The sequence below is a fragment of the Thauera sp. SWB20 genome (assembly GCF_000831325.1).
GTDB lineage: Bacteria > Pseudomonadota > Gammaproteobacteria > Burkholderiales > Rhodocyclaceae > Thauera > Thauera aminoaromatica.
The window spans coordinates 685,544-708,344 of record NZ_JTDM01000021.1; the positions used below are offsets into that span (position 1 = coordinate 685,544).

A 22,801-nucleotide genomic window follows, 5' to 3' on the forward strand; every position below is an offset into this window, starting at 1 on the left:
GGAAGATCATGGGACAAGCCTACTCCACCATCGCCTTCGACCCCGCCAAGTGCGACGGCTGCGGCAAATGCATGACGGCGTGCGCGAGCGTCAAGTTCGACTCCACCGACACCACGCGCTCGCTGATCCAGATCGTGCGCAGCGGCGGCGCCCGCATCGAGCCGCCCCGCCCGGGCGAGTTCGAGCTCGCGCTGTGCCGCCAGTGCGCCGATCCCAAGTGCGTCACCGTGTGCCCGGCGGGCGCGCTCGGCAAGAACGGCACCACCGGCGTGATCGACTGGGACGCCTCGAAGTGCGTCGACTGCCTGCTGTGCACCATCGGCTGCACCTACGCCGGCATCGCGCTCGACGAGCACAGCGGCCGTGTCAGCAAGTGCGACACCTGCGAGGGCAAGCCGGCCTGCGTGCCCGCCTGCCCCACCGGCGCGCTGCGCCACATCACCACCGCGCGCATCTACAACGAGGTCGGCAGCTGGGAAGACCTGTTCGCACCCGGCCTGGCCGGCTGCCAGGGCTGCAACACCGAGCTGCTGATGCGCCACGCGCTGCGCCGCGTCGGCCCCGACACCGTGCTCGCCACCCCGCCGGGCTGCGTGCCCGGCATGGGCTCGGTGGGCTTCAACGGCACCACCGGCACCAAGGTCCCGGTCTTCCACCCGCTGCTCACCAACACCGCGTCGATGCTCGCCGGGGTCAAGCGCCAGTACGAGCGCGTCGGCCGCAAGGTCACCGCGATGGCGATCGCCGGCGACGGCGGCGCCTCGGACGTCGGCTTCCAGTCGCTCTCGGGCGCGGCCGAGCGCGGCGAGCGCATCCTCTTCATGGTGGTCGACAACGAGGGCTACATGAACACCGGCATGCAGCGCTCGAGCTGCACGCCCTACGGCGCATGGACCTCGACCACCCCGATCGGCGCACATGGCCGCGGCAAGACGCAGGACGCCAAGAACCTGCCGATGATCATGGTGAACCACCGCTGCGAATACGTCGCCACCGCGTCGACCGCGTACATGGAGGACCTCTACGAGAAGCTCGACAAGGCCCTCGCCGCCTCCGAGCGGGGCTTCGCCTACCTGCACGTGTATTCGCCCTGCACCACCGGCTGGCGCTTCCAGAGCGCGCTCAACATCGAGGTCGCGCGCAAGGCGGTGGAGTCGAACTTCGTCACCCTGTGGGAATACACCCCCGAGGCCGGGCTGCACTTCACCCGCCCGGTGGACAAGCCGCTGCCGGTGGCCGACTACCTCAAGGCCATGGGGCGCTTCCGCCACCTCAGCCCGGAGCAGGTCGAGCACATCCAGAACAAGGTGGCCGAGAACCTGCGCTTCGTGCGCAAGATCGCGGAGCAGGCCGATGAGCAATGAGAAGCCGTCCCCCCCGGAGCAGATGAGCCGCGCCGAGCTGCAGGCGCTGCAGCTCGAGCGCATGCGCTGGTCGCTGCAGCACGCCTGGGACAACGTGCCGCACTACCGGCACGCCTTCGAGGCCGCCGGCGTGCGGCCATCCGACCTGCGCGGCCTGGCCGACCTGGCGAGGTTCCCCTTCACCGCCAAGCAGGACCTGCGCGACAACTATCCCTACGGCCTCTTCGCGGTGCCGATGGCCAAGATCGTGCGCGTGCATGCCTCGTCCGGCACCACCGGCCGCCCCACCGTGGTCGGCTACACCAAGGGCGACATCGAGCGCTGGGCCGCGGTCATGGCGCGCTCGCTGCGCGTGGCCGGCGCGAGCTGCGAGGACATCATCCTCAACTCCTACGGCTACGGCCTCTTCACCGGCGGCCTCGGCGCCCACTACGGTGGCGAGGCGCTCGGCGCCACGGTGATCCCGATGGGCGGCGGCAACACCGAGAAGCAGATCCAGCTCATCCAGGAGTTCCGCCCCACGGTGATCATGGCCACGCCGTCCTACATGCTGACACTGGCCGACACGATGCAGCGCATGGGGCTCGACCCCTCGGCGACCACGCTGCGGCTGGGCATGTTCGGCGCCGAGCCGTGGACCAACCAGATGCGCGCCGAGATCGAGCGCGTGCTGGGCATCGACGCGATCGACGTGTATGGCCTGTCCGAAGTGATGGGCCCGGGGGTGGCCTGCGAGTTCGTCGGTCACAAGGACGGCCCGCACATCTGGGAAGACCACTTCTATCCCGAAATCATCGACCCGGTCACCGGCGAGGTGCTGCCCGACGGCGAGCGTGGCGAGCTGGTGTTCACCTCGCTCACCAAGGAAGCGATGCCGGTGATCCGCTACCGCACCCGCGATCTCACCCGCCTGCTGCCCGGCAGCGGCTGCGCGATGCGCCGCATCGACAAGATCACCGGGCGCAGCGACGACATGCTGATCATCCGCGGCGTCAACGTCTTCCCGACCCAGATCGAGGAGGTGCTGCTGCGCCACGACAAGCTGTGCGGCCACTACCAGCTCGTGCTCACCCGCGAGGGTCACCTCGACCAGCTCACCGTCCGCGCCGAGTTGCGCCCCGAGCTCGCCGACGGCATCGGCCAGGGCCTGCGCCGCCAGATCGGCGAGGAGGTCCGGCACGCGATCAAGAGCTTCGTCGGCATCAGCGCCGAGATCGAGATCCTCGACCCCGACAGCATCGAGCGTACCCAGGTCGGCAAGGCAAAGCGCGTGATCGACCGCCGCAACGCCGCAACCAGCACCGCCTGAGGGCGCGTCGGGAACGCATCACCCCACAAGAACAGACACGGAGACACCCGATGACCGAAGTCCGAAGCCATGCCGCCAGCCGCGCAGCAGGGGAGGCCGCGCAGCACTACCGCACGGCCCTCGCAACCGGGCGCGCGACGCTGGACGCCGACGAGCTCGCCCGCCTGCTCGCCGCCGCAGACCTGCACACCACGACCGCGCCAGCGGACGCGATCGAACTGTCGATCCGCGTCCATGCCACGCGCGAGTTCGGCCTGGTGCTCAGCGCCGGCGCCGGCGGCCTCGACGGCGCGCTCGACCCCGCCAACTTCGCGCGCGACCGCGCGGCAGTGCATGCCGCGGTCGAGCTCACCGACGGCGAGGACTTCCTCGAGCGTTTCCGTCGCACGATCGCCTGGCAGCGCATCACCGCCCTCGCCGCCCGTCGCGGCGTGCAGCCCCCGGACGCGGCGCTCGCCCGCCTCTTCGAGGCCGCGCTGCAGCTGGCCGCGGGCGGCCTGCCCGACGCCCCGGGCGCGCAGGCCGCGCTGCAGGAGCTGGCGCTGGACTGCGCCTGCGACGGCGAGGCTGTCCGGGTTGTCGCGGCGCGCTGCAGCGTCGGCGCCCCTCCGCCGCTGCGCGTGGCACGACCGATCCACAAGATCGACCGCCTGCTCCACCCCGAGCGCATCGGCATCGTCGGCGCTTCGGCCAGCGGCATGAACTTCGGTCGCATCATCCTGCGCAACCTGCTCGGCAGCGGCTGCGCGCCCGAGCGCCTGTGCGTGATCCGCCCGGGCGGCGGCGAGATCGACGGCGTCGCCTGCATCGAGAACCTCGCCGCGATCGAGGGCAAGCTCGACCTGTTGATCGTCGCGGTCGCCGCCGACGCGGTCTACCCCCTGGTCGACGAGATCATCGCGGCCGGCACCGTCGAGGCCGTCATGCTGATCCCGGGCGGCCTCGGCGAGACCGCGAAGAGCCGCGCGCCCGCCGCCGACCTGGCGGCCCGCATCAACGCCGCGCACGCGTGCGGCGACGGCGGGCCGATCTTCCTCGGTGCCAACTGCCTCGGCGTGGTCTCGCACCCGGGGCGCTACGACTCCTGGTTCATTCCGCTCGAGCGCCTGCCCAAGCCGCAGAAGGCACCCGAACGCCGCGCGGTCATGCTGAGCCAGAGCGGCGCCTTCATGATCACCCGGCTCTCGCACAACCCCTGGCTCGACCCGCGCTACATGATCGCGATGGGCAACCAGACCGACCTCACCCACGGCGACCTGCTGTCCTGGTTCGCCGCGCGCGAGGACGTCGACAGCATCGGCATCTACGTCGAAGGCTTCCGCGACCTCGACGGCCTGGCCTTCGCGCGCGCGGTGCGGCGCGCGGTGCTCGCCGGCAAGCAGGTCGTGGTGTACAAGTCGGGCCGCAGCGAGGCCGGCCAGGCCGGCGTGATGGGCCACACCGCCTCGATCGCGGGCGACCCGGTGCTGTTCGCCTCGGTGCTCGCCCAGGCCGGCGCCACCGTCACCGACGACGTCGAGGTCTTCGACGACCTCTTCTACATGGCCGGCACCCTGCACGCCAAGCGCATCGGCGGCGACCGCCTCGCCGCGGCGAGCGGCGCCGGCTTCGAGGCGGTGAGCGCCGCGGACGCGATCGTCGGCGAGACCTTCTCGATGCGCATGGCCGCGCTGTCCGCCGACACCGTCGGCCGCATCGAGGCGGTGCTGGCCGAGAAGAAGCTCGCCGCCCTGGTCGAGGTGCGCAACCCGCTCGACATGAACCCGGGCGCCGACGACGACGCCCACGTGCGCATCACCGCCGCGATGATCGAGGATCCCGAGGTCGACGCGGTCGTGGTCGGCCTCGACCCCACCGCCCCCATGGTGCGCGCGCTCGAACAGAGCAGGCTGCGCCCCGGCTACGACCTGTCGGACCCCGAGAGCACGGTGCACACCCTGCCGCCGCTGGTGGCGCGCACAGACAAGCCGATCGTCGCGGTCGTCGACGCCGGCCGCCTCTACGACGCCATGGCCGCCGGCCTGATGGATCGCGGCGTATGCGTGTTCCGCAACGTCGCGCGCGGCACCCGCGCGCTGGTGCGCCACGTCGAGGCCCGCCTGGACGCCGAGCGTATCCGCCGCCATTTCGGCCAATCGTGATTCCAGCCCGCAAGCACCCCGCAGCACGAACACACACCCAACCACCCGCAGACGGAGACAGACGATGAGCGACACCCTTCAACCCGGCCTCAGCCTCACCCGCAAGTACGATATCGACGCCGCCCGCACGATCGCCTTCATGGGCGACGAGTGCCGCGTCTATTCCACCCCCGCGCTGCTCTACGACATCGAGGTGTGCTGCCGCGACCTGCTGCTCCAGCACATCGGAGAAGGCAAGGACTCGGTCGGCACCCGCGTCGAGCTCGACCACGTCGGCGCCACCCTGCTCGGCATGTGGATCGAGATCACCGTCAAGCTGGTCCAGGTCGATGGCCCTGCGGTGGTGTTCGAGTTCAGCGCGCGCGACGCCCTCGAGGAGGTCGCCCGCGGCCGCCACAACCGCTTCGTGGTCGGCGTCGACAAGACCCGCCAGCGCCTGCTCGGCAAGCTCGCCAAGGCGCAGGCGGCCTGAGCGGGCCAGCGTTCGCGCCTTGCGGCGCTCCTACAGGGCGTAAGCGGTTCTCCGTAGGAGCGGCGCAAGCCGCGATACGGCGCATGGATCCCGCGTCATCGCTGCTGCAAGCCACCGTTCGCGCCCTGCGGCGCTCCCGCACGGCGGAAGCGGTTCTCCGCAGGAGCGGCGCGAGCCGCGATACGGCGCCTGAATTGCGCGCCCACCCGTTTCAGCGCACCAGGCCAGCGCGCGAAAAATGCAGCACACCACCGGCCGTCGCCACCGCGGCGGTCAGCGACAGGCGATCCGCCCGCCGCTCCACCGCGAAGCTCGCCCCGCCATCGCGGCTGTCGAGGCTGACACCGTCGAGGCCGACCGCATGCACGCGACCGTCGAAGGCGACGAGGTCGGTGACCGAGCTCTGCGAGCCGGTCTCGACGCGCTGCCAGTGTTCGCCGTTGTCGGTGCTGCGATAGACGCTGCCGCGCAGGCCACCGACGATCAGCGTGCCGTCGGCGAGCGCGGTGCCGCTCCAGAACGTGCCGCGATAGCCGGTCGGATGATAGCTCCAGGTCGCGCCGCCATCGAGCGAGCGCAACACCAGGCCGCGCTCCCCGGCGATGAATAGTCGCCCCTCCCCATCGCCGAACACGCTCATCAGGTTGGCGTCGGCGCGCGTGTCGCCCGGCGGCGGCGGCAGCTCCGCCGCCTCCCAGGTCCGGCCGCCGTCGCGGGTGCGCAGCATCAGCGACCACAGCCCGACCGCGACTCCGTTGCGTGCGTCGGTGAACGCCACAGCGAACAGCGGCCTGTCCTCGACAGGGTCGATGCGCTGCACGCTCCAGGTCTCGCCGCCGTCGGCGCTGTGCAGGATCACGCCGAGATGCCCCACCGCCCAGCCCTCGCGCGCGTCGGCGAAGCTCACCGCGGTCAGGGTCGCGTCGACCGGCACCTTGCCCGCCTGGCGCCAGTGCGCGCCGTCGTCGTCGGAGAGCAGCACCACGCCGCGCTCCCCCACCGCGACGAGGCGGGGGCCCGCACGGGTCGCGTCGAGGATCATGCTGCGTTCGGCGAAGGCCGAGCGCACCGCAGGCCGCGGTACGAAGGCGGCGGCAGCGGCGGCCGCGCCGTGCACCGACGTATCGCCGGCAGCGGGCGCCAGGCTCGCGCAGAGCGCCGCGCAGCAGGCCGCGATGCGGGTCGCGAAGAAGCGCACGCGGCGCGGCGTCGAGAAGGCGTTCATGTCCACTCCGCAGTCAGTGCGCCAGGATGCCCGGCGCACGCACCGGCCCCTTGCGCGGGAAAAGGCGTTCCAGCCACACCGCGAAGGCCGGCAGCGCAGTCATCGCCATCACCATGTTCACCATGAACATGAAGGCGAGCAGCTTGCCCATGTCGGCCTGGAACTTGAGCTCCGAGAACATCCAGGTCGCCACGCCCGCCGCGAGCGTGATCGCGGTGAAGATGGTCGCGGTGCCGACCTCGAGGATGGAGTGTTCCAGCGCCTTGACGATGTTCTCACCGCGGGCGAGGTGAAGCTGCAGGCGGTTGTAGATGTAGTAGGCGTAATCGACGCCGATGCCGACCGCCAGCACCATCACCGGCAGGGTCGCCACCGTAAGGCCGATCTCGAGCTCCTTCATGAACCAGTAGCCGATGAAGGTGCCCACGGTGAGCGGCAGGCAGCACGCCACCACGGCACGGAAGTCGCGGTACATCAGCGCCACCAGCACCATGATCGCCGCGTACACATAGAGCATCATCGGCAGCTCGGACTTGTGCACCTCTTCGTTCACCGCGGCCTGCACGCCGGCGTTGCCGGAGGCCAGCCGGATCGTCAGCCCGGGCTCGCGGTCGCGCTCGCGGAAGGCCTTCACCGCCGCGATCACGCGGTTGATCGTGGTCGCCTTGTGATCGGACAGGAACAGGTGCACCGCGGTCATGCTGCAGTCCTTGTTCATGAAGCCGCGCACGCGGCCGATCTCGGTGGCGAGCGCGGCGTAGTTGCCGGGGTCGCCCGGTACCACGGACATCTTCGGGTTGCCCTCGTTGTAGCCCTCGTTGTAGGTGCGCAGCTGGCCGGAGAAGGACAGCGCCGACAGCACGCCCGGCACATACTGAATCTCGGCGACGAAGCGGTCCTGATAGCGCCCGACCGCGACGTCGTCGCAGGCGTCGGGCGGCGCCTCGAAGATGACCGTGAGCCAGTCGAGGCCGGTGTCGTAGCTGGAGGCGATCGACACCGCGTCGCGGTTGAAGCGCGCCTCCGCACGCAGCTCCGGGGCGCCCGGCTGCACCGTGCCGATGACGCGGTCGTGGCTCTGCCACACCGCCACCGCGAACACCGCCAGGGTCGCCAGGATCACGATCGCCGCGTTGCGCGGCTCGGCCACGCGCGCCAGCGTGCGCAGCCAGGCCGAGCGCTGCTCGCGCTTGAGCACGGCCTTGTCGGCGTATTCCTTGGTGAAGGTGAACAGCGAGGCCGCCAGCGGCAGCATCACCAGGTTGGTGACGATCTTGTAGCCGACGCCGAGCGAGGCGGTGATCGCCAGCTCGCGCACCATCGGGATCGGGATCAGGATCAGCGTGATGAAGGACACGAAGGCGGTGACCAGCGCCAGCGTGCCCGGGATCAGCAGCCCGGTGAAGCTGGCGCGCGCGGCCTCGTCGCTCGATTTGCCGTGCGAGAGCTCGCGCACGATGAAGTTGATCTGCTGCACGCCGTGCGAGACGCCGATCGCGAACACCAGGAAGGGCACCAGCACCGCGAGCGGGTCGAGCCCGTAGCCGAGCAGCCTGAGGGTGCCGAACTGCCACACCAGCGAGGTCAGCGAGCAGGCGATCGGCAGCAGGGTGAAGCGCACCGAGTGGCAGTACCAGTACACCGCGAGCGCGGTCAGCAGCAGCGCGATCGCGCAGAACTCGAGCACCGCCGAGGCGCCGTCGGCGATGTCGCCGATCTGCTTGGCGAAGCCGATGATCTGGACCTCGAACTGCGCGTCCTCGAATTTCGCGCGCAGCTCCTCGAGGATGCGGTTGTAGGCGACGTAGTCGAGCGCCTTGCCCTCGCGGTCGCGCTCGTGCAGCTCGGCGACGATCATCGCGCTGGTCTGGTCGCGCGCCACCAGGGTGCCGATGAAGCCGCCCTGGCTGGCCGCGCGCTGGATGCCGGCGATGATCTCGGGCGTGAGGTCGCGCGGCATGATGGTGCCCGAGATCAGCGGATCGGCGCGAAAGCCCTCCTCGGTGATCTCGTTGACGAAGGAGTTGGGCGTCCACAGCGACTGCACGCCGAGGCGGTCGACGTTGGGCAGGAAGCTCACCGCCTGGGTGACCTCGTACAGGCGTTCCAGCCCGGCCTGGGTCCAGATGTCGCCGCTGCGCGCCTTCACGACGAAGTTCAGCCGGTTGGCGCCGAGCACGTCCTCGCGATACTTGTCGAAGGTCTGGATGTACTCGTGGCCGATCGGCATCTGCTTCTCGAAGCCGGCGTCCATGCGCAGCTGCAGGGCAAAGTAGCCCATCAGCGCGGTGAACAACATGAGCGCGACCAGGATGGTGCCGCGGAAGCGGAAGCACACCGCCTCGAGCAGGCGCAGGTAGCGGGTCAGGAAGGTGTCGACCTTGCTGACGCTGAAGGGATTGAGCATGGGCGGGTGCTACCGATCGGGATTGGAACGGGGCAGCGGGCCGGAGGCGGCGCTCGCCGCCCCCGGGGGTGCTCCTCAGAAGTTGCGCGAGATGAAGCCGCCGACGAAGTCGCGATCCTTGTAGGGCGCGCTGAAGCTGTAGTCGCCGCCCCAGAACCGGGTGTAGTTGATGCCGGCCTGCCAGGTCATCGGGTTGCGGTTGAACAGCACATAGAAGTTGGCCGACTTCGCCCCCTCCATCCAGTTGGCCATGAAGTTGGGCGTGTTGCCATTGACCGCATGCGAGAAGAACACCCCCGGGATCACCTGCCAGCCCGGGATCAGGGTGCTGTCGTAGGTCAGGCTGAAGTCGAACATGTAGCCCCAGGACAGCTTGTCGCCGACGCCGCTGTCGTGCGTCCACGCGCCGGCGGCGGGGAGTTGCTGGTAGGTCACGCCGTTGCGGGTGCGCACGTAGGCCTTGTCCTTGCTCACCCCCGGATAGGCGATCGCCACCGCCTCGCCAAGGAAGGTGCCGGTCTGCGCGCCCATCAGGTCGAGGAACCAGCCGTGGTCGCCGGGCGTCAGGCTGAGGATGCCGGTGAGGTGGAACTGGTAGCGCTCCTCGTCGATCGAGCCGTCGCACTGATCGGGTGACCCGAAGCCGATGTCCTGGCAGGCCCCGAGCGAAACCGCATCCTCCGGCCGATACGACAACTCGGCGCCCACCGCCCAGTTGCCCACCGAGGTGTTGGCGCTGATGCCGTAGAGCTCGCGGTCCTCCAGAAAGTACATGCGAGCCGCACCGTTCGCGTTCCAGTATTGAAGGTTGGGGGTCTTGTCGTGGAAGCGCTGGTAGTAGAGGCCGAGATCGACGTCCATGCCCTCGGGCCGGTACTTCAGCGAGACGCCGAACTGGCCGGAGTCGCCCGGCTCGTCGTCGGCGTCGACCGGGATGGCCTCCCCAGCATTGAGCATGGCCGTGCGAGCCGCGGCGAGGGTCATGCCGTAAAGCGGATCGCCCGGGGTGCGGATCCGGCTGGCGGCATCCGGCGTGAAATAGATCAGGCTGTCACGCCCCTTGTCGAAGAAATCGCTCTGCGAGAAATACGTCCCCGCCGGCGGGAAGCTGTACGGCTTCCACTGGAACTGGTAGTAGGCCTCGACGTTCACTCCGCTGCCGAGGTTGGCGGCGACCGACAGCGCCGGCGAGGGCAGGAAGGCCTCCTTCAGCTGCACGCCGGGCGAGGACAGGCGCTGCAGGTCCATCGCCACGTTGGAGTTGATGCCGCCGATCATGAACAGGCTCTCGCCCCAGCTCACCACCTGGTTGCCGAAGCGCACGCGGCCGCGGCGCTCGCCGAGGTCGAATTCCTTGCTCACCCACAGGTCGTAGAGGCGCACGTACTGGCCGACCGCCTGCTTGGCGTCGCCGTCGAGCGGGGTGCGCGCGGTGTCGTCGGCGACGAAGTCGTACAGCCAGCCCACCCGGCCCATGAACTTCCACTCGTCGGGAAAGCTCAGCAGCAGCTCGTGCGAGCCCTTGAGGTGGGTGGTGAACAGGTCGCCCTTGTCGTAGTTGAGATTGCCGTCGTCGCCGTTGCCCCATACCGCGGTGTTGGCATCGGCGCCGCAGGGGGTGGATTGATCGCCGTGGTGGCTGCACTCGCGGCCCTCCACGCGCTTGCCGAAGCCCGCGGTCAGCGTGGAATCGAGCGAACCGCGCACCGAGCCGGCCTCGAACTGGAAGGCGTACGCCGCCGGCGCACAGATGCCGGCCATGGCCAGCCCCAGCACCAGTTTCTTCAGATGTGTCGTCATGATCGTTCTCCGCAGGACGCCCCGCCCGGGCCGCATGACGGCCCGGCGCACGCGCCCGGGTGATGGTCGGGAAGAAAGAGGAGGGAGCGGGCTCAGCGGTCGCTGATCGCGCGCAGGTTGTCCGGGGTGTAGAAGGCGTCCTTGTACTTCGGATCGTCGGCCTCGACCGCCCAGACCATGTCCTTGCCGGCACCCATGCCCGCCTGGTCGAAGAGCACACGGCCGGAGACGAGGTCGTACTGCACGAAGGCCGGGTTGTCGCAGGCGCCCGTTTCGGCGACCGGAATCAGGAAGCTCTCGCGGACCTTCCACAGCTTGCCCTGGGCGTCGTAGTCCTCCGCGCCCATCAGCGCCCAGGAGTCCTCGTCGAAGTAGAAGCGGCGCTTGGGCGCGACGTGGCGCACGCCGTCCTTGGCGGTGGCCTCGACCACCCAGACGCGGTGCAGCTCGTAGCGGGTCGCCTTCGGATCCACGCCGTCGGGCGTCACCACCTTGCGGCGGTCGGCAGCGGGGTCGTACATGCCGAAGCTGCCGTAGCCGATGAACATTTCCCTCTTGCCCACCAGCTTCCAGTCGAAGCGGTCGGGCGTGCCGTTGAAGACGCGCGGCTCATCGAGCGTGTACTGGTTCTCGAAGCCGACCTGGGGGGCGTCGTAGGAGTAGCTCGGCATGCGGCGCACGCGGCGCTGGCCGGGGAAGTAGTAGAAGGTGTCGCTGGTCTTGTTCAGGTACGAGGTGATCACCAGCGCCTGGCCGGCCAGTGCGGTGGGCGAGGTGTAGTTGAAGTAGGTGTGGTACTCGACCGGCGGCAGCTCGCTGAGCTTGTTCGAGCCTTTCTTGCCCCAGGGGTAGTAATAGGTCTGCGTGGACCCGGCCTCGATCCAGTCGCTGCCGCCGCTGCGCGGCGACAGCATCACCCACAGCGCCTTCATGTCGAGGGCGACGCCGGCGTACTTCAGCTTGGCGTTCCACAGCACCTCGATGCCGCTCTGCGGCAGCGGGAAGGGAATGCCGGGCACGGTGGCCTCGGCCAGGCTCCAGCCGTCGGCGCCGATCTTCGCCATGCCTACGTTGGCCTTGGTGTTGGCCTGCACGAAGTCGGGCGCGGAGCAGTAGCGGCGGCTCGGATAGACCTCGAGCTTGTAGTTCTTGAAGCCCTTGATCACCGCGACCTGGCCCTCGGTGAGCTTGCCGGCGTATTTGTCGACGTTGGCGGCATCGATCGTAAACAGCGGCTTGTCGCCCTTGTGCTTGAAGTAGTCGGCGCGCGGCTTGCCGTAGCTCCAGCCCGGCTCGAGTGCCGAGCCTTCCGTCCAGGCCGGGATGCTGCCGTCGGCGTTGCCCGCGCGTTCGCCGCCGAGCGGGGTCAGCGTGGTACCCAGGCTCGCCGCGTCGGCGGCCAGGGCGGCGTGGCTGGCCAGCAGGGCGCAGGCGAGCGCAGTCAGCTTGCAGAACCTCATGAGTGTCTCCTCCACGTTTCTGATTTTGTCGGCAGCGGCAGGCGGTCACCGAGGACGCCACCGCTGCGCAGCGGCCGACCGGGCCCGCCTTCCCGCCAGCCTTGCAGGCCTATGGTGTGTCGAGCATAGCGACGCGGTGTAAACCGCATTTCCGCGAAATGTGCCGATTTGTGCGCAGTTGTAGCGGAGGCCACCACGGCCCTGCCCCACCGGCCCGCCTTCCTCAGCGCAGCGTCTTCAGGTACTCGATCACCGCCCGGCGCTGGACCGAGTCCTTCAGGCCCGCATAGGCCATCTTGGTCCCGGGCGCGTAGGCCTGCGGATCGGCGAGCCAGCGGTCCAGCTCCGCCTCCGTCCACACCCCCTCGCGCTTCCGGAGTGCGCGGGAAAAGACGAAACCCGGGGTGCCCGCGATCGCCCGTCCGAAGCGACCGTGCAGGTTGGGCCCCACGCCGTGGGGCTGCCCTGCAGCGGCGGGATGGCAGGCGGCGCACTGGACGAAGCCGGACTCGCCGATGTCGGCGGCAAGCGCCGGTGCCGGTACGGCGAGCACGCCGAGGATCGCGACCACGGCGCGCAGCGGGACGGATCTGCTCATGATGCCGGCTCCCATCACGCGCGACCGCGCAGCTCGGCCGCGACCGCCTGTCCGACCTGCAGGCCGGACTCGATCGCGCCGTCGATGAAGCCGCGCCAGCCGGTGGCGATGTCCGCCCCGGCGAAGAACACCCGGCCTTCGCGGGCACGCAGGTCCTCCAGGTGCTTGCCGAACTGCCCTGGACGCAGCGTGCACCAGGTGCCGCGCGAATACGGATCCAGCCCCCAGTCGTAGCCGAGCACCTGTTCGACCGCAAGGTGGGGCAGGAAGCGGCGCACGAAGGGCTCGACCGCCTTCGGGTCGTTGAGATCGACCCTGCCGTCGACTGGCGGACCGAAGGCGACCAGCACGCCGCCGTCCTCGCCCGGCTGGTCGGTGAACACCATCGTGAACAGCTCGGTCTCGGGCGCGAAGAAGATCAGCGTCTCCAGCCGGCCCTTCACCTTCAGATAGAGCTTGTGCCCCTTGCCCGCGTGGTGCTCCTTCGCCATCGCGGTCTTGCCGGGCCGCAGCGGCGGCGAGAACTCGATCTGGCCGGCCGTGTTCACCGGCACCGCGACGACCGCGAAGCGGGCGGAGATGCGTTCGTCCGCCTCCGTCACCAGGCTCACGCCTGCGGCGTCCTGACTCAGCTCCGCCACCGCGGTCGACAGGCGCACGTCGAAGCCGCCGTCCTCGGCCATGCGCTCGATCAGCGTCGAGGTCCCGTCCTTGAGCTTGTAGCGCGCGCAGCTGTAGAGCAGCCGCGCCGCATCGCCATCGACCAGCGACCACCAGCGCAGCATCTCGGTGTAGGCGCCGCTCGCGATCGGGCCGTGACAGTTGGTGGCCATCATCGCGTTCATGAGGTCGCGCTGCGCCGGACTCATCTCGATTGCCGCCATGCGGTCGGCGATGGACAGGTGATCGAGCTTGCGCCCGGCGGCCGACAGGCCCGCCATGAACGGTCGTTCGAAGACCTCGCCCGCCTCGGCATGGAAGCGCTTGAGCGCGTCCTCGAGCAGCGCCCAGTTCTCCATCACCGGGATCTCCAGCACCTTTCCCCCGGACATCCACAGCACGCGGTCGGGATGGGCGACGCCTGGCGTTTCGGCGATCTCCATGCCGTAGCGCATGACCTCGGCCCACACGTGGGGCTGGGTGTAGTGGATCCAGGTGCCGCCCAGTTCCACCTTGCGCTCGCCGAAGTTCGCATGGAAGGTGCGCCCGCCGAGACGATTGCGCGCCTCGAGTAGCAGCACCCTCGCGCCACGGTGGGCGAGTTCGCGCGCGGCGGTGACGCCGGCGAAGCCGCCGCCCACCACCACCACGTCGTAACCCGGCGTCGCGGGCGCTGCCGCGCCGACGCCCACCGGCAACACCGAAGCGGCCGCAGCCGTCGATGCCAGCTTCAGGAACCGTCGCCGCGCACTGTCGTCGGCGCCCGCGGCCGACGCCGCAGAGGTCTTGTAATCCATGATCTCCGATCTCCTCCGTCGCCGCTGTCCATGCTCTGGAATGAGCGTCCGCGGCGTGTTGCGCTCGCACCAGCTGGCCGAGTCGTGATGTGGAGATTAGGAAGACCGATGCATGGGACGGTATCCGCAATCGGCATGGAAATGCCGACGCAGTGCAGCAAACGCTCAACCGGGACCGTGCGGCGTGCTGCCACCCTCTCGCCGACGCGTCTCCGAGGGCAGCTCTCCGAACAGGGCCCGGTAGTACGCCGCGAACCGCGGCATGTGCCAGAAGCCCCAGCGCGCCGCGATCGCGGCGATCGGTTCATCGGGGCTGCCGGTCGCAACACGGAGCTCGCGCCGCACGGCGTTCAGGCGCACGTTGCGCAGGAACTCCACCGCCCCCATCCCGACGAGGTCCTCGAACGCGTACTGCAGCGAGCGCCGCGACACCGCGAGGCTGCGGCAGATGTCGGCGATCTGGAGGGGCTCGCTCGGGCGCTCGAGCGCCAGCTCGCGCACCTTGCGCACGATCCAGGCCTTCACGCTCGGACGCAGGTCCGCCGTCGGGCGCTCCGAGGCCCGATCCAGCGTATCGAGCATCAGCGACAGGACGCAGTCGCGCATCGCCGCCCTGCTCGCCGGAATCTCCAGCAGGCCGGGCTGGCGGCGGGCCACGACGACGATCTCGATCAGCGCGCGGCGCAACATCCCGGCACGCCTCGGCTGCTGCTGGAGAAACGGGCGCTGCAGCGATGCCTCCGCGGTCCGCGGCGAGTCGCTGGCGGCAAATCCGCACAGCAGGGATTCGGACACCGTCGCCGAGACGATATCCATGCGCTCGCGGGAGAAGATCTCGAAATCTCCGCCGCCCGGAAGCCACGACACCGCCCCGTCCTGGATCGGAACGCCGCAATACATGCATGCCGGCGCCGCCGCCTGCCACCGGAATGCCGAGCGACACCATGCCCGCCCGATTGCTGCCTGCGGTCCACACCGAGCGGTTGCCCGTCTCCCACAGGACCTCGAGGCCGTCGTCGATCCACAACTCCTCCGCGCCGCCCTCGAAGCAGCCCGGTGCGAGCTGCTCGTAGGTCGCATTCCAGGCAAGCAGCCCCCTGCCGAAATCGCTCACGTCGCCCACCTGGACAGGCCCGGGCAGGCCCGCCGATACCGGGGCCGCATCGGGTGCCGCGGGCGGCAAGGGCGAGCAAGCGGGTGTGGGCATCGGCGCTCACCAGGCGGTGGGGCGAACAGACGGTGGCGGGGCGGGATGAGGTGCGCCGGCGGGCCGCGTCCCCACGCCTGCCGCGCATCGGCAAGCGATCCGCGCGCCCTCGTCCTGGCGCGGGCCGCCAGGTTTGCCCGCGCCGCGCGCTCCGCCTGTTAGAATTTCACGCTTGTTCAACCCCGAGTCGAGCGACCGATGGGCCGTGGCAACGACGAAACGAGCGCGCAGACCCCGCCGGAGGGCATCCGCTTCGGGATGCTCCCCGAGCTGATCGGCTACCGCCTGCGCATCGCGCAAATCGGCATCTTCCGCGACTTCTGCACGAGCATGGACGAAGCCGAGATCACCCCCACCCTGTTCGGCGTGCTGGTGTTGATCGATGCCAATCCGGGCATGAAGCAGACCCAGCTCGCCGACGCGATCCAGCTCGACCGCTCCAGCGTGGTGTCGGTGCTCGACAAGCTCGAGGCACGCGGCCTGGTCGAGCGCGTGCGCGCACCGGACAACCGGCGCGCCAACGCCCTGCATCTCACCGCTACCGGCCGGCACTTGCTGCAGCGCCTGATTCCGCAGGTCCGGACCCACGAGGAACGCGTGCTCCAGGATCTCGATCCTGCCGAACGCGTGCAGTTGCGCAAGCTGCTCGGCCGCCTGCTGCTCGCGGCCGGCTGAAACGGCCGGCCGCGCATGCGGACTCAGTTCGCCGTGCGCACCGCCACGGTGTAATCCCCGACGCCGCTGGCGCGATTCCAGTGACGCACCTGCACGAAATACTCGCCTTCGACCAGATCCGTCGCGATGCGCGCGTTGCTGCCCAAGCCGGAGTCGTCGTCCTCCGCGATCAGCGCGGTCGGTGAATCGGGGCCGAAGAGTTTCATGTACACGTCGGTCGGACCGCGCGTGTCGACCACGTAGCGCCCGGGCTGCGTCACGCGGAAGCGGAATACGTCCTCCTCGCCGAACTTGCCGATGCTGGCGGCGGTGCGCCGGCGTGCGTTGACCTTCAGCTCGGTCACCTCGCCCGTTACGCCGGGCTTGGCGCGCGGATACATCTTCGCGCCGGCGATGAACTGCTTGTCGAGCTCCGACAGCACCTCGTTGCGCGAGGTCGCCACGCCGTTGAGGGTCCACTCCGCAGGGAAGAAGTACAGCATCACCGACTTGGGGTCGAAGTCGGTGCCGTTGACCTGGTTTGCGGCGTACTTGCGCAGGATGTTGTGCCGGGTCTGGGTCTCGCTCCAGTGATTGGGCGGCCCCGCCATGGCGCGGATCACCGCCTGCTCGTTCCACTGGATGCCGCCGGCGGGGTTCTGGTGCTCGTGCGCGAGCCCGATCGCATGGCCGAACTCGTGCGCCGCCGTACCGCCGTCGAGGAAGCCGAGGTTCATCGTCGGCTCGTTGACCGGTATGCTCTTCGCGTCGGTGCCGATGTAGCTCCAGGCTCCGTCGTTCTCGTCGAAGGTGATGCGGATCTCGGCCGCGGGGGCGTCGTCGAACACGAACTGCAGGTTGGCGTGCGCCGTCCACCACGCGGCCTGCTCCTGCACCTTCTTCTTCTGCTGCGCGCTTCCACCCATGAAACGCACATGCAGGGTGGAGCCGTTGATCCAGGTCTTGCCGATCGGCGATAGTCCGCGCACCTGGCCCGGCCGGTCGGGCATGGTGGTCTGGAAGCGCATCAGGTCCCGGGGCAGCACCCGGTCGAAGCACACCTTGGGCGTTCGGGTCATGGCGGATCCCTCCCTGACGTGGCCGCGACTCGCCGCAGCAAGCGGCGTTCGCCGAATCCGGTCGCGGCAGCGGCCGGCTCCTGCTGAACATATAGTACGGCCCCCCGTCAGGCGCCAGGGAAACACGCGCCGCGACTACGGGCGCCGCCAGGCCACGCGCACGTCGGCGGTCGACATGTCGCCCGGGAGCTGGATCGTGCCGATCTTCTCCAGCGTGCCGCTGTCGTGGATGCTGATCGTGCTGCCCGCCCCGCCGACGTAAACACGCGAGGCGTCGCGCGACAGTTGCAGGCTGTAGTAGGTGTGGTCGAGCTCCACCACCTTCAGCGTCTCGCGCTTTTCGATGTCGTGCCTGGAGAGCGTATTGAAGGCGCCGTAGAGGATGTTGCGATCGCGCGGATCGGCGACAAGCGAGAAGATCACGAACTCGAAGGGGAAGATCTCGCGCGCCTCGGCCTTGCCGGTCGCGAGGTCCACCCGGCTCATGCCCCACCACCATTCGGCGCTCGCCATGTCCTGGCGGTCGTCGGCGAACTTCGCGGTCACGTAGGGCATCACGTACTCGTTCAGATGCTCGCCCTGCGAGTGCATCGCGAACGCGTCCGGCGTCAGCCAGCGCGGACCGCGGTCCCAGCTCGCCAGCGCCGACACGGTGCGCACCGCGCCGCTGCGCACGTCGATCGCCTCCACGTCGGCACCGCCGAGGATCACCTCGCCGCCGGCGGTGGCGGCGATCTTGGTGATGCGGCGCTTGACCGGGAAGCTGCGCACCGGCTTGGCGTCCAGCCCGTCGGCGATGCGATATACCGCGAGGCGCGGCGGCAGCACCTCGAAGCGGTCGGCACCGCGGCGCACCGGGTTCTGCACGGTGTACAACTCGCTGCCGTCGGCGCTCACCGCGAGCGACTGCACCGTCTTGACGGTGACGTCGCCTTCCGACTGGCGGGCGGAGAACACCAGCTTGCAGGTCTCGAGCTCGAAGCCGTACACGTCCTCCCACAGGTTGCCGAGCACGAAGGCGTGACGGCCGTCGCGCGTCGGCACCAGCGCGCCCGAGCCGAACTTGCCGGGCAGCTCGCAGCTGCGCGCGATGCGGTCGGTCTTCATGTCGATGACGTGGAGCAGGCCGGGGCGGGTGACGGTGAGCAGATACTCCGCGTCGCTCGTCGCGGATTTCTGCGCCGGGGTCGCGCACGCGGTCGCGAGCGCCGCGGCGGCGATCGCGCCGGCTGCCCGCAGCGCACGCAGGTCGGGGATGAGGCTCATGAGGATCGCTCCCATTCAGATCTTGTCCTCGAAGATGCCGTCCAGCTTGCGCCAGTCCCTGGTCGCATCGGCCTTGCCGTCGCCCCAGTCGGGGTAATGGCTCATGGTGTCGGGCACCTGCGCCGGCCACCAGCACGAGTCGGCGCAACCGTAGAGGTCGGCCTCCATCGGCTGGCACAGCGAGGCGGCGCCGCCGAAGGCGTCGATCTCCCAGCCCGGGTCGGTGGTCGCGGTGCAGCCGACCACCGTCTGCATGGCGACGACCTCCTCGATCGCCTCGGGCTTGCCCTCCGCGGCGTCCAGGCGCTGCGCCTTCTTGTTGAGCGACTTCAGGTGCTTCATGCGGTCCTCCGCGGGGAAACGTGTGCGGCGAAAAAGCCGGGGTTCTCGGTGACGATGCGCGCGTAGGTCTCGATGCCGAAGTCGATCCAGTCGCGCAGCAGTTCGCAGTAGTGATAGGAAGGCGCGGCGGCATCGCCGTACTTGGCGTAGCTCTCGTGGTAGCAGCCGCCGGAGCAGAGGTTGCGGATGCGGCAGGTCGCGCAGCCGGTGCCGTTGCGGTCCAGGCGGCGGCCGATGAAGGCGCCCAGGCGGGCGCGGTCGATGCCGGCATCGACGTCGCCGAAGGTGGGCAGCGCGGAGCCGGTGAAGCGATGGCAAAGGTTGAGCCCGCCCTTGCCATCGACCGCGAGCAGCCCGACCCCGGCGCCGCAGGGCAGCCGCTTCTTGTTGCCCTCGTGGAGGTCGGTCATGAGCTGGTGCAGATTGCCGAAGCCGAGGCTGCGGTTGCGCAGCGCCGCGTCGAGATAGCGCCGACCGAGCGCCTTGAGGCCGTGGAACACCTCGGCGAGCTCCTCGGCGGTGAGGTTGAAGGCCTGGATGTCGCCCGAGGTCACCGGGCCGAAGCCGACCTCGGCGAAGCCGACCTCGTGGTGCAGGTGCTCGAAGATCGGCACCACCCCGGTGATGCCGCGGGTGAGCGTGACCCGGCAGCCGACCGGGCGCGCACGGTAGCGCGCGAGCAGCAGGTCGACCTTGCGCCGCACCACGTCGTAGGTACCCTCGCCGCCGAAGCTGCGCCTGTTGCGGTCATGCACCGCGGGCGGCCCGTCCATCGACACGGTGACCCCCACGCGGTGGGCGTCCAGCCAGTCGATGATCTCGGCGGTGAGCAGGGTGGCGTTGGTGGTGAGGGTGAAATCCACGCGCGCGCCGACCTCGGCGAAGCGGCGCTCGGCGAAGTCGACCACCGCGCGGATCAGGCCCATGTTCGACAGGGGCTCGCCGCCGAAGAAGACGAGGGTGTATTTCGGCTTGCCGGGCGACTCGACGAGCATCATCTCGATCGCCTTCGTCGCCGTCTCCAGGCTCATGCGCAGGCCCTTGGCCGGCGCGCTGAGGTCTTCCTTGTAGCAATAGGTGCAGCTCAGGTTGCAGCCCGTATTGACGTTGAGCACCAGGGTGTCGAGGGGAAAGCGCGTCGGCGGGTCCGGCGGCGGCTCGATCGGGCCGTCCTCGCCGTGCTCGGCGAGCACGTGGAGCTGGCGCAGCTCGTCCACCGTCTCGCGCAGGGCGAGCGCATCGTGGCGGCCACCGAGGCGATCGGCCAGGGTCGCGGTCTCGAGCGTGGCCTGCTCGTCGAACAGCGCCAGCACGTCGCGCGCGGCGCCATCGAGCTCGAACAGGCTGCTGCTCGGCACATGGAACAGCAGCTGCCGGCCCGCGCTGTCGACGCGGTGCAGGTTGGGCCGGATCAGGGTCAGGGTCGTCATCGGATCCGCCCCGCGCTCAATCGAGCGCACGCTGAACGAAGTCGGGCACCGCGACGTCGAGCTTGCCGCGCCCCTCGACCGTCGCGCCCGCGGCCTCGACCGTGGCGACCACATTCACCCGGCCGGTGTTGCCGAGCGATTTCGGCCGCGCCGGGTTCGGTCCCGCATCGCCCGGGACGAACACGCCGTCGGCACCGATATGGCCGACGAAGTCCGCATCGTGCGCCTTCTCGGCCTCCTCGTCGGCGGCCTCGATCGACCAGCGTGCAGGCAGGTAACCGAGGCGCAGGTCGTCGGCGGTACCCGCCTTGCCGTCGCGCCCCGCCGCCCAGCCGATGGCGCGGTAGGCGACGCCCACCTTCTGCATCTGCGCATCGCCCGGCCCGCCCACGCGCGCGATCGCGTTGGCCGGCTCGACCTCGACGCGCGCCACCCGCCCATAAACTGCGAGCAGCCCCTTGCCGCGCGCGCTGCCCACCGCCACGTCGTTCAGCCCGTCACGGCCCTCGGCACGCGCACGCACCACCACGCGGTCGGGGCTGCGCGAGACCACCTCGAGCACGCGCACGCCCTTGCCGAGCGACACCGCCCCCGCCAGCCCGCTGCCGACCACGGTCAGCTCGGCGGTCTCGCCGCGGCGCAGCTGCGCGGGCATCACCGCCATCACCATCGGCGCGGCACCCTCGCGCAGCGCGCTCAGCGCCCCGCCCATGCGGCGCGAATCGGCAAAGTGCTGGCGCCCATGCATGCGCTCGCCGCGCGCATCGGCCGCCATCACCTGGCGCAGCGCGACGCCGTCGATGTCGACGCTGCCCCGCCACTCGTAGCCGGTGTACACCGTGGCCACGCCACGCCCCGAGAGCAGGGCCCCGTCGGCGTAGCGGCCCTCGATCGCCAGTTCGTAGCGGTCCTCGCCGGCCGCGCTCGCGCGCATCCGTCCTTCGAACGCGCCCTTGCCGGGCAGGAAGCCGGCGATCCGCCAGCTGCCGTCCAGCGCCGTGCGCGGCGCGGCCTGCCACGCCTTCCATGCGCGCGCATCGAGCGCGAAGTCGCGCGCCAGCGCGGGGGCGACCTCGTTCACCGCGAGCGGGAACCACTGCCGGTCGCGTGCCAGCGAGTGGAACTCGAGCGTCGGGTTGAGGCCGATGTGCGTGTGCATCAGCAGCTTCCACTCGTCCTCGCTGCGCCGCTGCAGCGCGAAGCGGGCGCCGGAGTGGCAGCGCGCGCACATGTCGCGGTAGCGCCCGTCGATGGTCTCGACGCGGTTGTTGTCGTGCTCGAGCAGATAGCGCCAGCCCGCCGTCTCGGCCGGGGCCAGCCCGCGCGTGTCGGCCAGGTACTTGATCAGGCGGCGCTTGTCCTCGGCCGAGACCTTCGCGCCGTGCTGTTCCTGCATCCGGGTGATCGTCATCTGCCAGCCTTCGGGGGTCTTGCGCTGGCCCTCGACGCGGGAAATGCTGCCGCCCTGCGCGCTGTGGCAGGACAGGCAGTTCGCGGCCAGCAGCGCCGCGCCGTCCGCCGCCAGCGCCCGCTCCGGCGCGCCGACCACGGCCGCCAGGGCGAGCAGCCCCGCCGCGATCATCGACGTGATGTTCCTTTCCTTTTCCAAGGCCTTCGCTCCTCGCTCCGTTGCGCATGCGGCCCGGGCGGGTGCCGTGGCGGCCCGCCGGACTTCCGATGACGGACACGATAAGGCCGTCCGGTAAACGAACTTGGCGGCCGATGTGCCGAGTTGTGCGCGAATGTAAACGCCGTGCAACATCCCACGCACGCCCTCTCGCGACGGATTGCCGGTGACGGGGATTCGGGGGATCATCCGCGCACGACAAGCGAACGTTCGACCCCAAACGAAGGAGGATCGATGTCGAAGGAGACACCCGCGATGCCGCACATCATGGTGGTCGAGGACGACCCCGTCTCGCGCGCATTGCTCGTCGGCTATTTCGAGAAGGAAGGCTATCGCGTCTCCGCGAGCGACAATGCCGACGACCTGCTGCAGCGCGTCGAGCAGGAGCGCATCGCGCTCGTGCTGCTCGACATCCGCCTGCCCGGCAAGGACGGGCTCACGCTCACCCGCGAGCTGCGCGCCGCCTCGCGCGTCGGCATCATCCTGGTGACCGCGCGCGACGACGAGATCGACCGCATCGTCGGGCTCGAGCTCGGCGCCGACGACTACGTCACCAAGCCCTTCAACCCGCGCGAGCTGCTGGTGCGCGCGCGCAACCTGCTGTGGCGGGTGGCGCAATGCGCCGGCAGCGAGACGCGCGAGGCCGAGCAAGGCTGCTTCCGCTTCGAAGGCTGGACGCTGAACCCGCACAAGCGCCAGCTGGTCTCCCCGGACGGCCGCATCGAGCGCCTTCCCCAGGGCGAGTTCAAGCTGCTGATGGCCTTGCTGAGCCACGCCGGCCAGGTGCTGTCGCGCGACCAGCTGATGGATGCGATCCACGACCGCGAGTGGACGCCCAACGACCGCACGGTCGACGTGCTGGTCGGGCGCGTGCGCCGCAAGCTCGACGACAACCCCGCCGACCCGCGCCTGATCCTGACCGCGCACGGCGCGGGCTACCTCTTCGCCGGCGAGCTCGACTGA

Annotated in this window: 18 protein-coding genes; 6 read left to right on the forward strand and 12 right to left on the reverse strand. The window is 69.7% G+C overall.

Going from position 1 to position 22,801, the window contains the following annotated elements; translation table 11 throughout:
- Positions 1-8: 8 nt before the first annotated feature.
- From padI to PO78_RS20455, 4 genes are all read left to right on the forward strand, one after another.
- Complete coding sequence (gene padI / locus PO78_RS20440; RefSeq protein ID WP_004303011.1) at positions 9-1,364, forward strand: NADH-dependent phenylglyoxylate dehydrogenase subunit beta; 1,356 nt, start codon at positions 9-11, stop codon at positions 1,362-1,364.
- Entirely contained in the window at positions 1,354-2,673 is a 1,320-nt protein-coding gene (paaK, locus tag PO78_RS20445; RefSeq protein ID WP_004303010.1) for a phenylacetate--CoA ligase PaaK, read from the forward strand. The genes padI and paaK overlap by 11 nt, the downstream gene beginning before the upstream one ends.
- A 50-nt stretch (positions 2,674-2,723) precedes the next feature.
- On the forward strand, positions 2,724-4,814 hold the full coding sequence (locus tag PO78_RS20450; RefSeq protein WP_012585762.1) for a CoA-binding protein: 2,091 nt from the start codon (positions 2,724-2,726) through the stop codon (positions 4,812-4,814).
- Positions 4,815-4,878: 64 nt separating this feature from the next.
- Entirely contained in the window at positions 4,879-5,286 is a 408-nt protein-coding gene (locus PO78_RS20455) for a thioesterase family protein (protein ID WP_004303224.1), read from the forward strand.
- Between the two features lie 211 nt (positions 5,287-5,497).
- Here the strand turns inward: PO78_RS20455 and PO78_RS20460 are convergent, their stop codons facing one another.
- The 7 genes from PO78_RS20460 to PO78_RS20490 all read right to left on the reverse strand — a co-directional run bounded on the left by PO78_RS20460 (position 5,498) and on the right by PO78_RS20490 (position 15,100).
- On the reverse strand, positions 5,498-6,511 hold the full coding sequence (locus PO78_RS20460) for a WD40/YVTN/BNR-like repeat-containing protein (RefSeq protein ID WP_004303219.1): 1,014 nt from the start codon (positions 6,509-6,511) through the stop codon (positions 5,498-5,500).
- 13 nt (positions 6,512-6,524) lie between these two features.
- Complete coding sequence (locus PO78_RS20465) at positions 6,525-8,918, reverse strand: efflux RND transporter permease subunit (protein WP_043746507.1); 2,394 nt, start codon at positions 8,916-8,918, stop codon at positions 6,525-6,527.
- Positions 8,919-8,993: 75 nt separating this feature from the next.
- Positions 8,994-10,718, reverse strand: a complete 1,725-nt coding sequence (locus PO78_RS20470; RefSeq protein WP_043746509.1) for a DUF1302 domain-containing protein — start codon at positions 10,716-10,718, stop codon at positions 8,994-8,996.
- A gap of 92 nt (positions 10,719-10,810) precedes the next feature.
- Positions 10,811-12,178, reverse strand: coding sequence for a DUF1329 domain-containing protein (locus tag PO78_RS20475; protein ID WP_043746513.1), 1,368 nt, complete (start codon positions 12,176-12,178; stop codon positions 10,811-10,813).
- Between the two features lie 223 nt (positions 12,179-12,401).
- Positions 12,402-12,776 (reverse strand): c-type cytochrome, encoded by a 375-nt coding sequence (locus PO78_RS20480; protein ID WP_231570778.1) that lies wholly within the window; start codon positions 12,774-12,776, stop codon positions 12,402-12,404.
- A 14-nt stretch (positions 12,777-12,790) separates the two neighbouring features.
- Positions 12,791-14,233 (reverse strand): flavin monoamine oxidase family protein, encoded by a 1,443-nt coding sequence (locus tag PO78_RS20485; RefSeq protein ID WP_043746519.1) that lies wholly within the window; start codon positions 14,231-14,233, stop codon positions 12,791-12,793.
- 165 nt (positions 14,234-14,398) lie between these two features.
- Positions 14,399-15,100, reverse strand: a complete 702-nt coding sequence (locus PO78_RS20490; protein ID WP_231570779.1) for a helix-turn-helix domain-containing protein — start codon at positions 15,098-15,100, stop codon at positions 14,399-14,401.
- Between the two features lie 538 nt (positions 15,101-15,638).
- Here PO78_RS20490 and PO78_RS20495 point away from each other — a divergent pair.
- Positions 15,639-16,115, forward strand: coding sequence for a MarR family winged helix-turn-helix transcriptional regulator (locus tag PO78_RS20495; protein ID WP_004303204.1), 477 nt, complete (start codon positions 15,639-15,641; stop codon positions 16,113-16,115).
- Between the two features lie 23 nt (positions 16,116-16,138).
- On the opposite strand, the gene PO78_RS20500 is transcribed toward PO78_RS20495, so the two are convergent.
- The 5 genes from PO78_RS20500 to peaA form a co-directional block, all read right to left on the reverse strand.
- Positions 16,139-17,173: a M12 family metallopeptidase gene (locus PO78_RS20500; RefSeq protein WP_043746523.1), complete on the reverse strand. Its 1,035-nt coding sequence runs from the start codon at positions 17,171-17,173 to the stop codon at positions 16,139-16,141.
- Positions 17,174-17,308: 135 nt separating this feature from the next.
- A complete protein-coding gene (gene peaD / locus PO78_RS20505; RefSeq protein WP_012585769.1) occupies positions 17,309-18,439 on the reverse strand; it encodes a quinohemoprotein amine dehydrogenase subunit beta in 1,131 nt (376 codons plus the stop codon).
- A gap of 15 nt (positions 18,440-18,454) precedes the next feature.
- Positions 18,455-18,781, reverse strand: a complete 327-nt coding sequence (qhpC, locus tag PO78_RS20510) for a quinohemoprotein amine dehydrogenase subunit gamma (RefSeq protein ID WP_004303198.1) — start codon at positions 18,779-18,781, stop codon at positions 18,455-18,457.
- Positions 18,778-20,211 carry a quinohemoprotein amine dehydrogenase maturation protein gene (gene peaB, locus PO78_RS20515; RefSeq protein ID WP_004303196.1) on the reverse strand — a complete coding sequence of 478 codons (1,434 nt, stop codon included), beginning with the start codon at positions 20,209-20,211 and terminating at the stop codon, positions 18,778-18,780. The genes qhpC and peaB overlap by 4 nt, the downstream gene beginning before the upstream one ends.
- A gap of 16 nt (positions 20,212-20,227) precedes the next feature.
- Positions 20,228-21,820 carry a quinohemoprotein amine dehydrogenase subunit alpha gene (gene peaA, locus PO78_RS20520; protein ID WP_012585770.1) on the reverse strand — a complete coding sequence of 531 codons (1,593 nt, stop codon included), beginning with the start codon at positions 21,818-21,820 and terminating at the stop codon, positions 20,228-20,230.
- Between the two features lie 252 nt (positions 21,821-22,072).
- Here peaA and torR point away from each other — a divergent pair, with 252 nt between their 5' ends.
- On the forward strand, positions 22,073-22,801 hold the full coding sequence (torR, locus tag PO78_RS20525; RefSeq protein ID WP_004303192.1) for a two-component system response regulator TorR: 729 nt from the start codon (positions 22,073-22,075) through the stop codon (positions 22,799-22,801).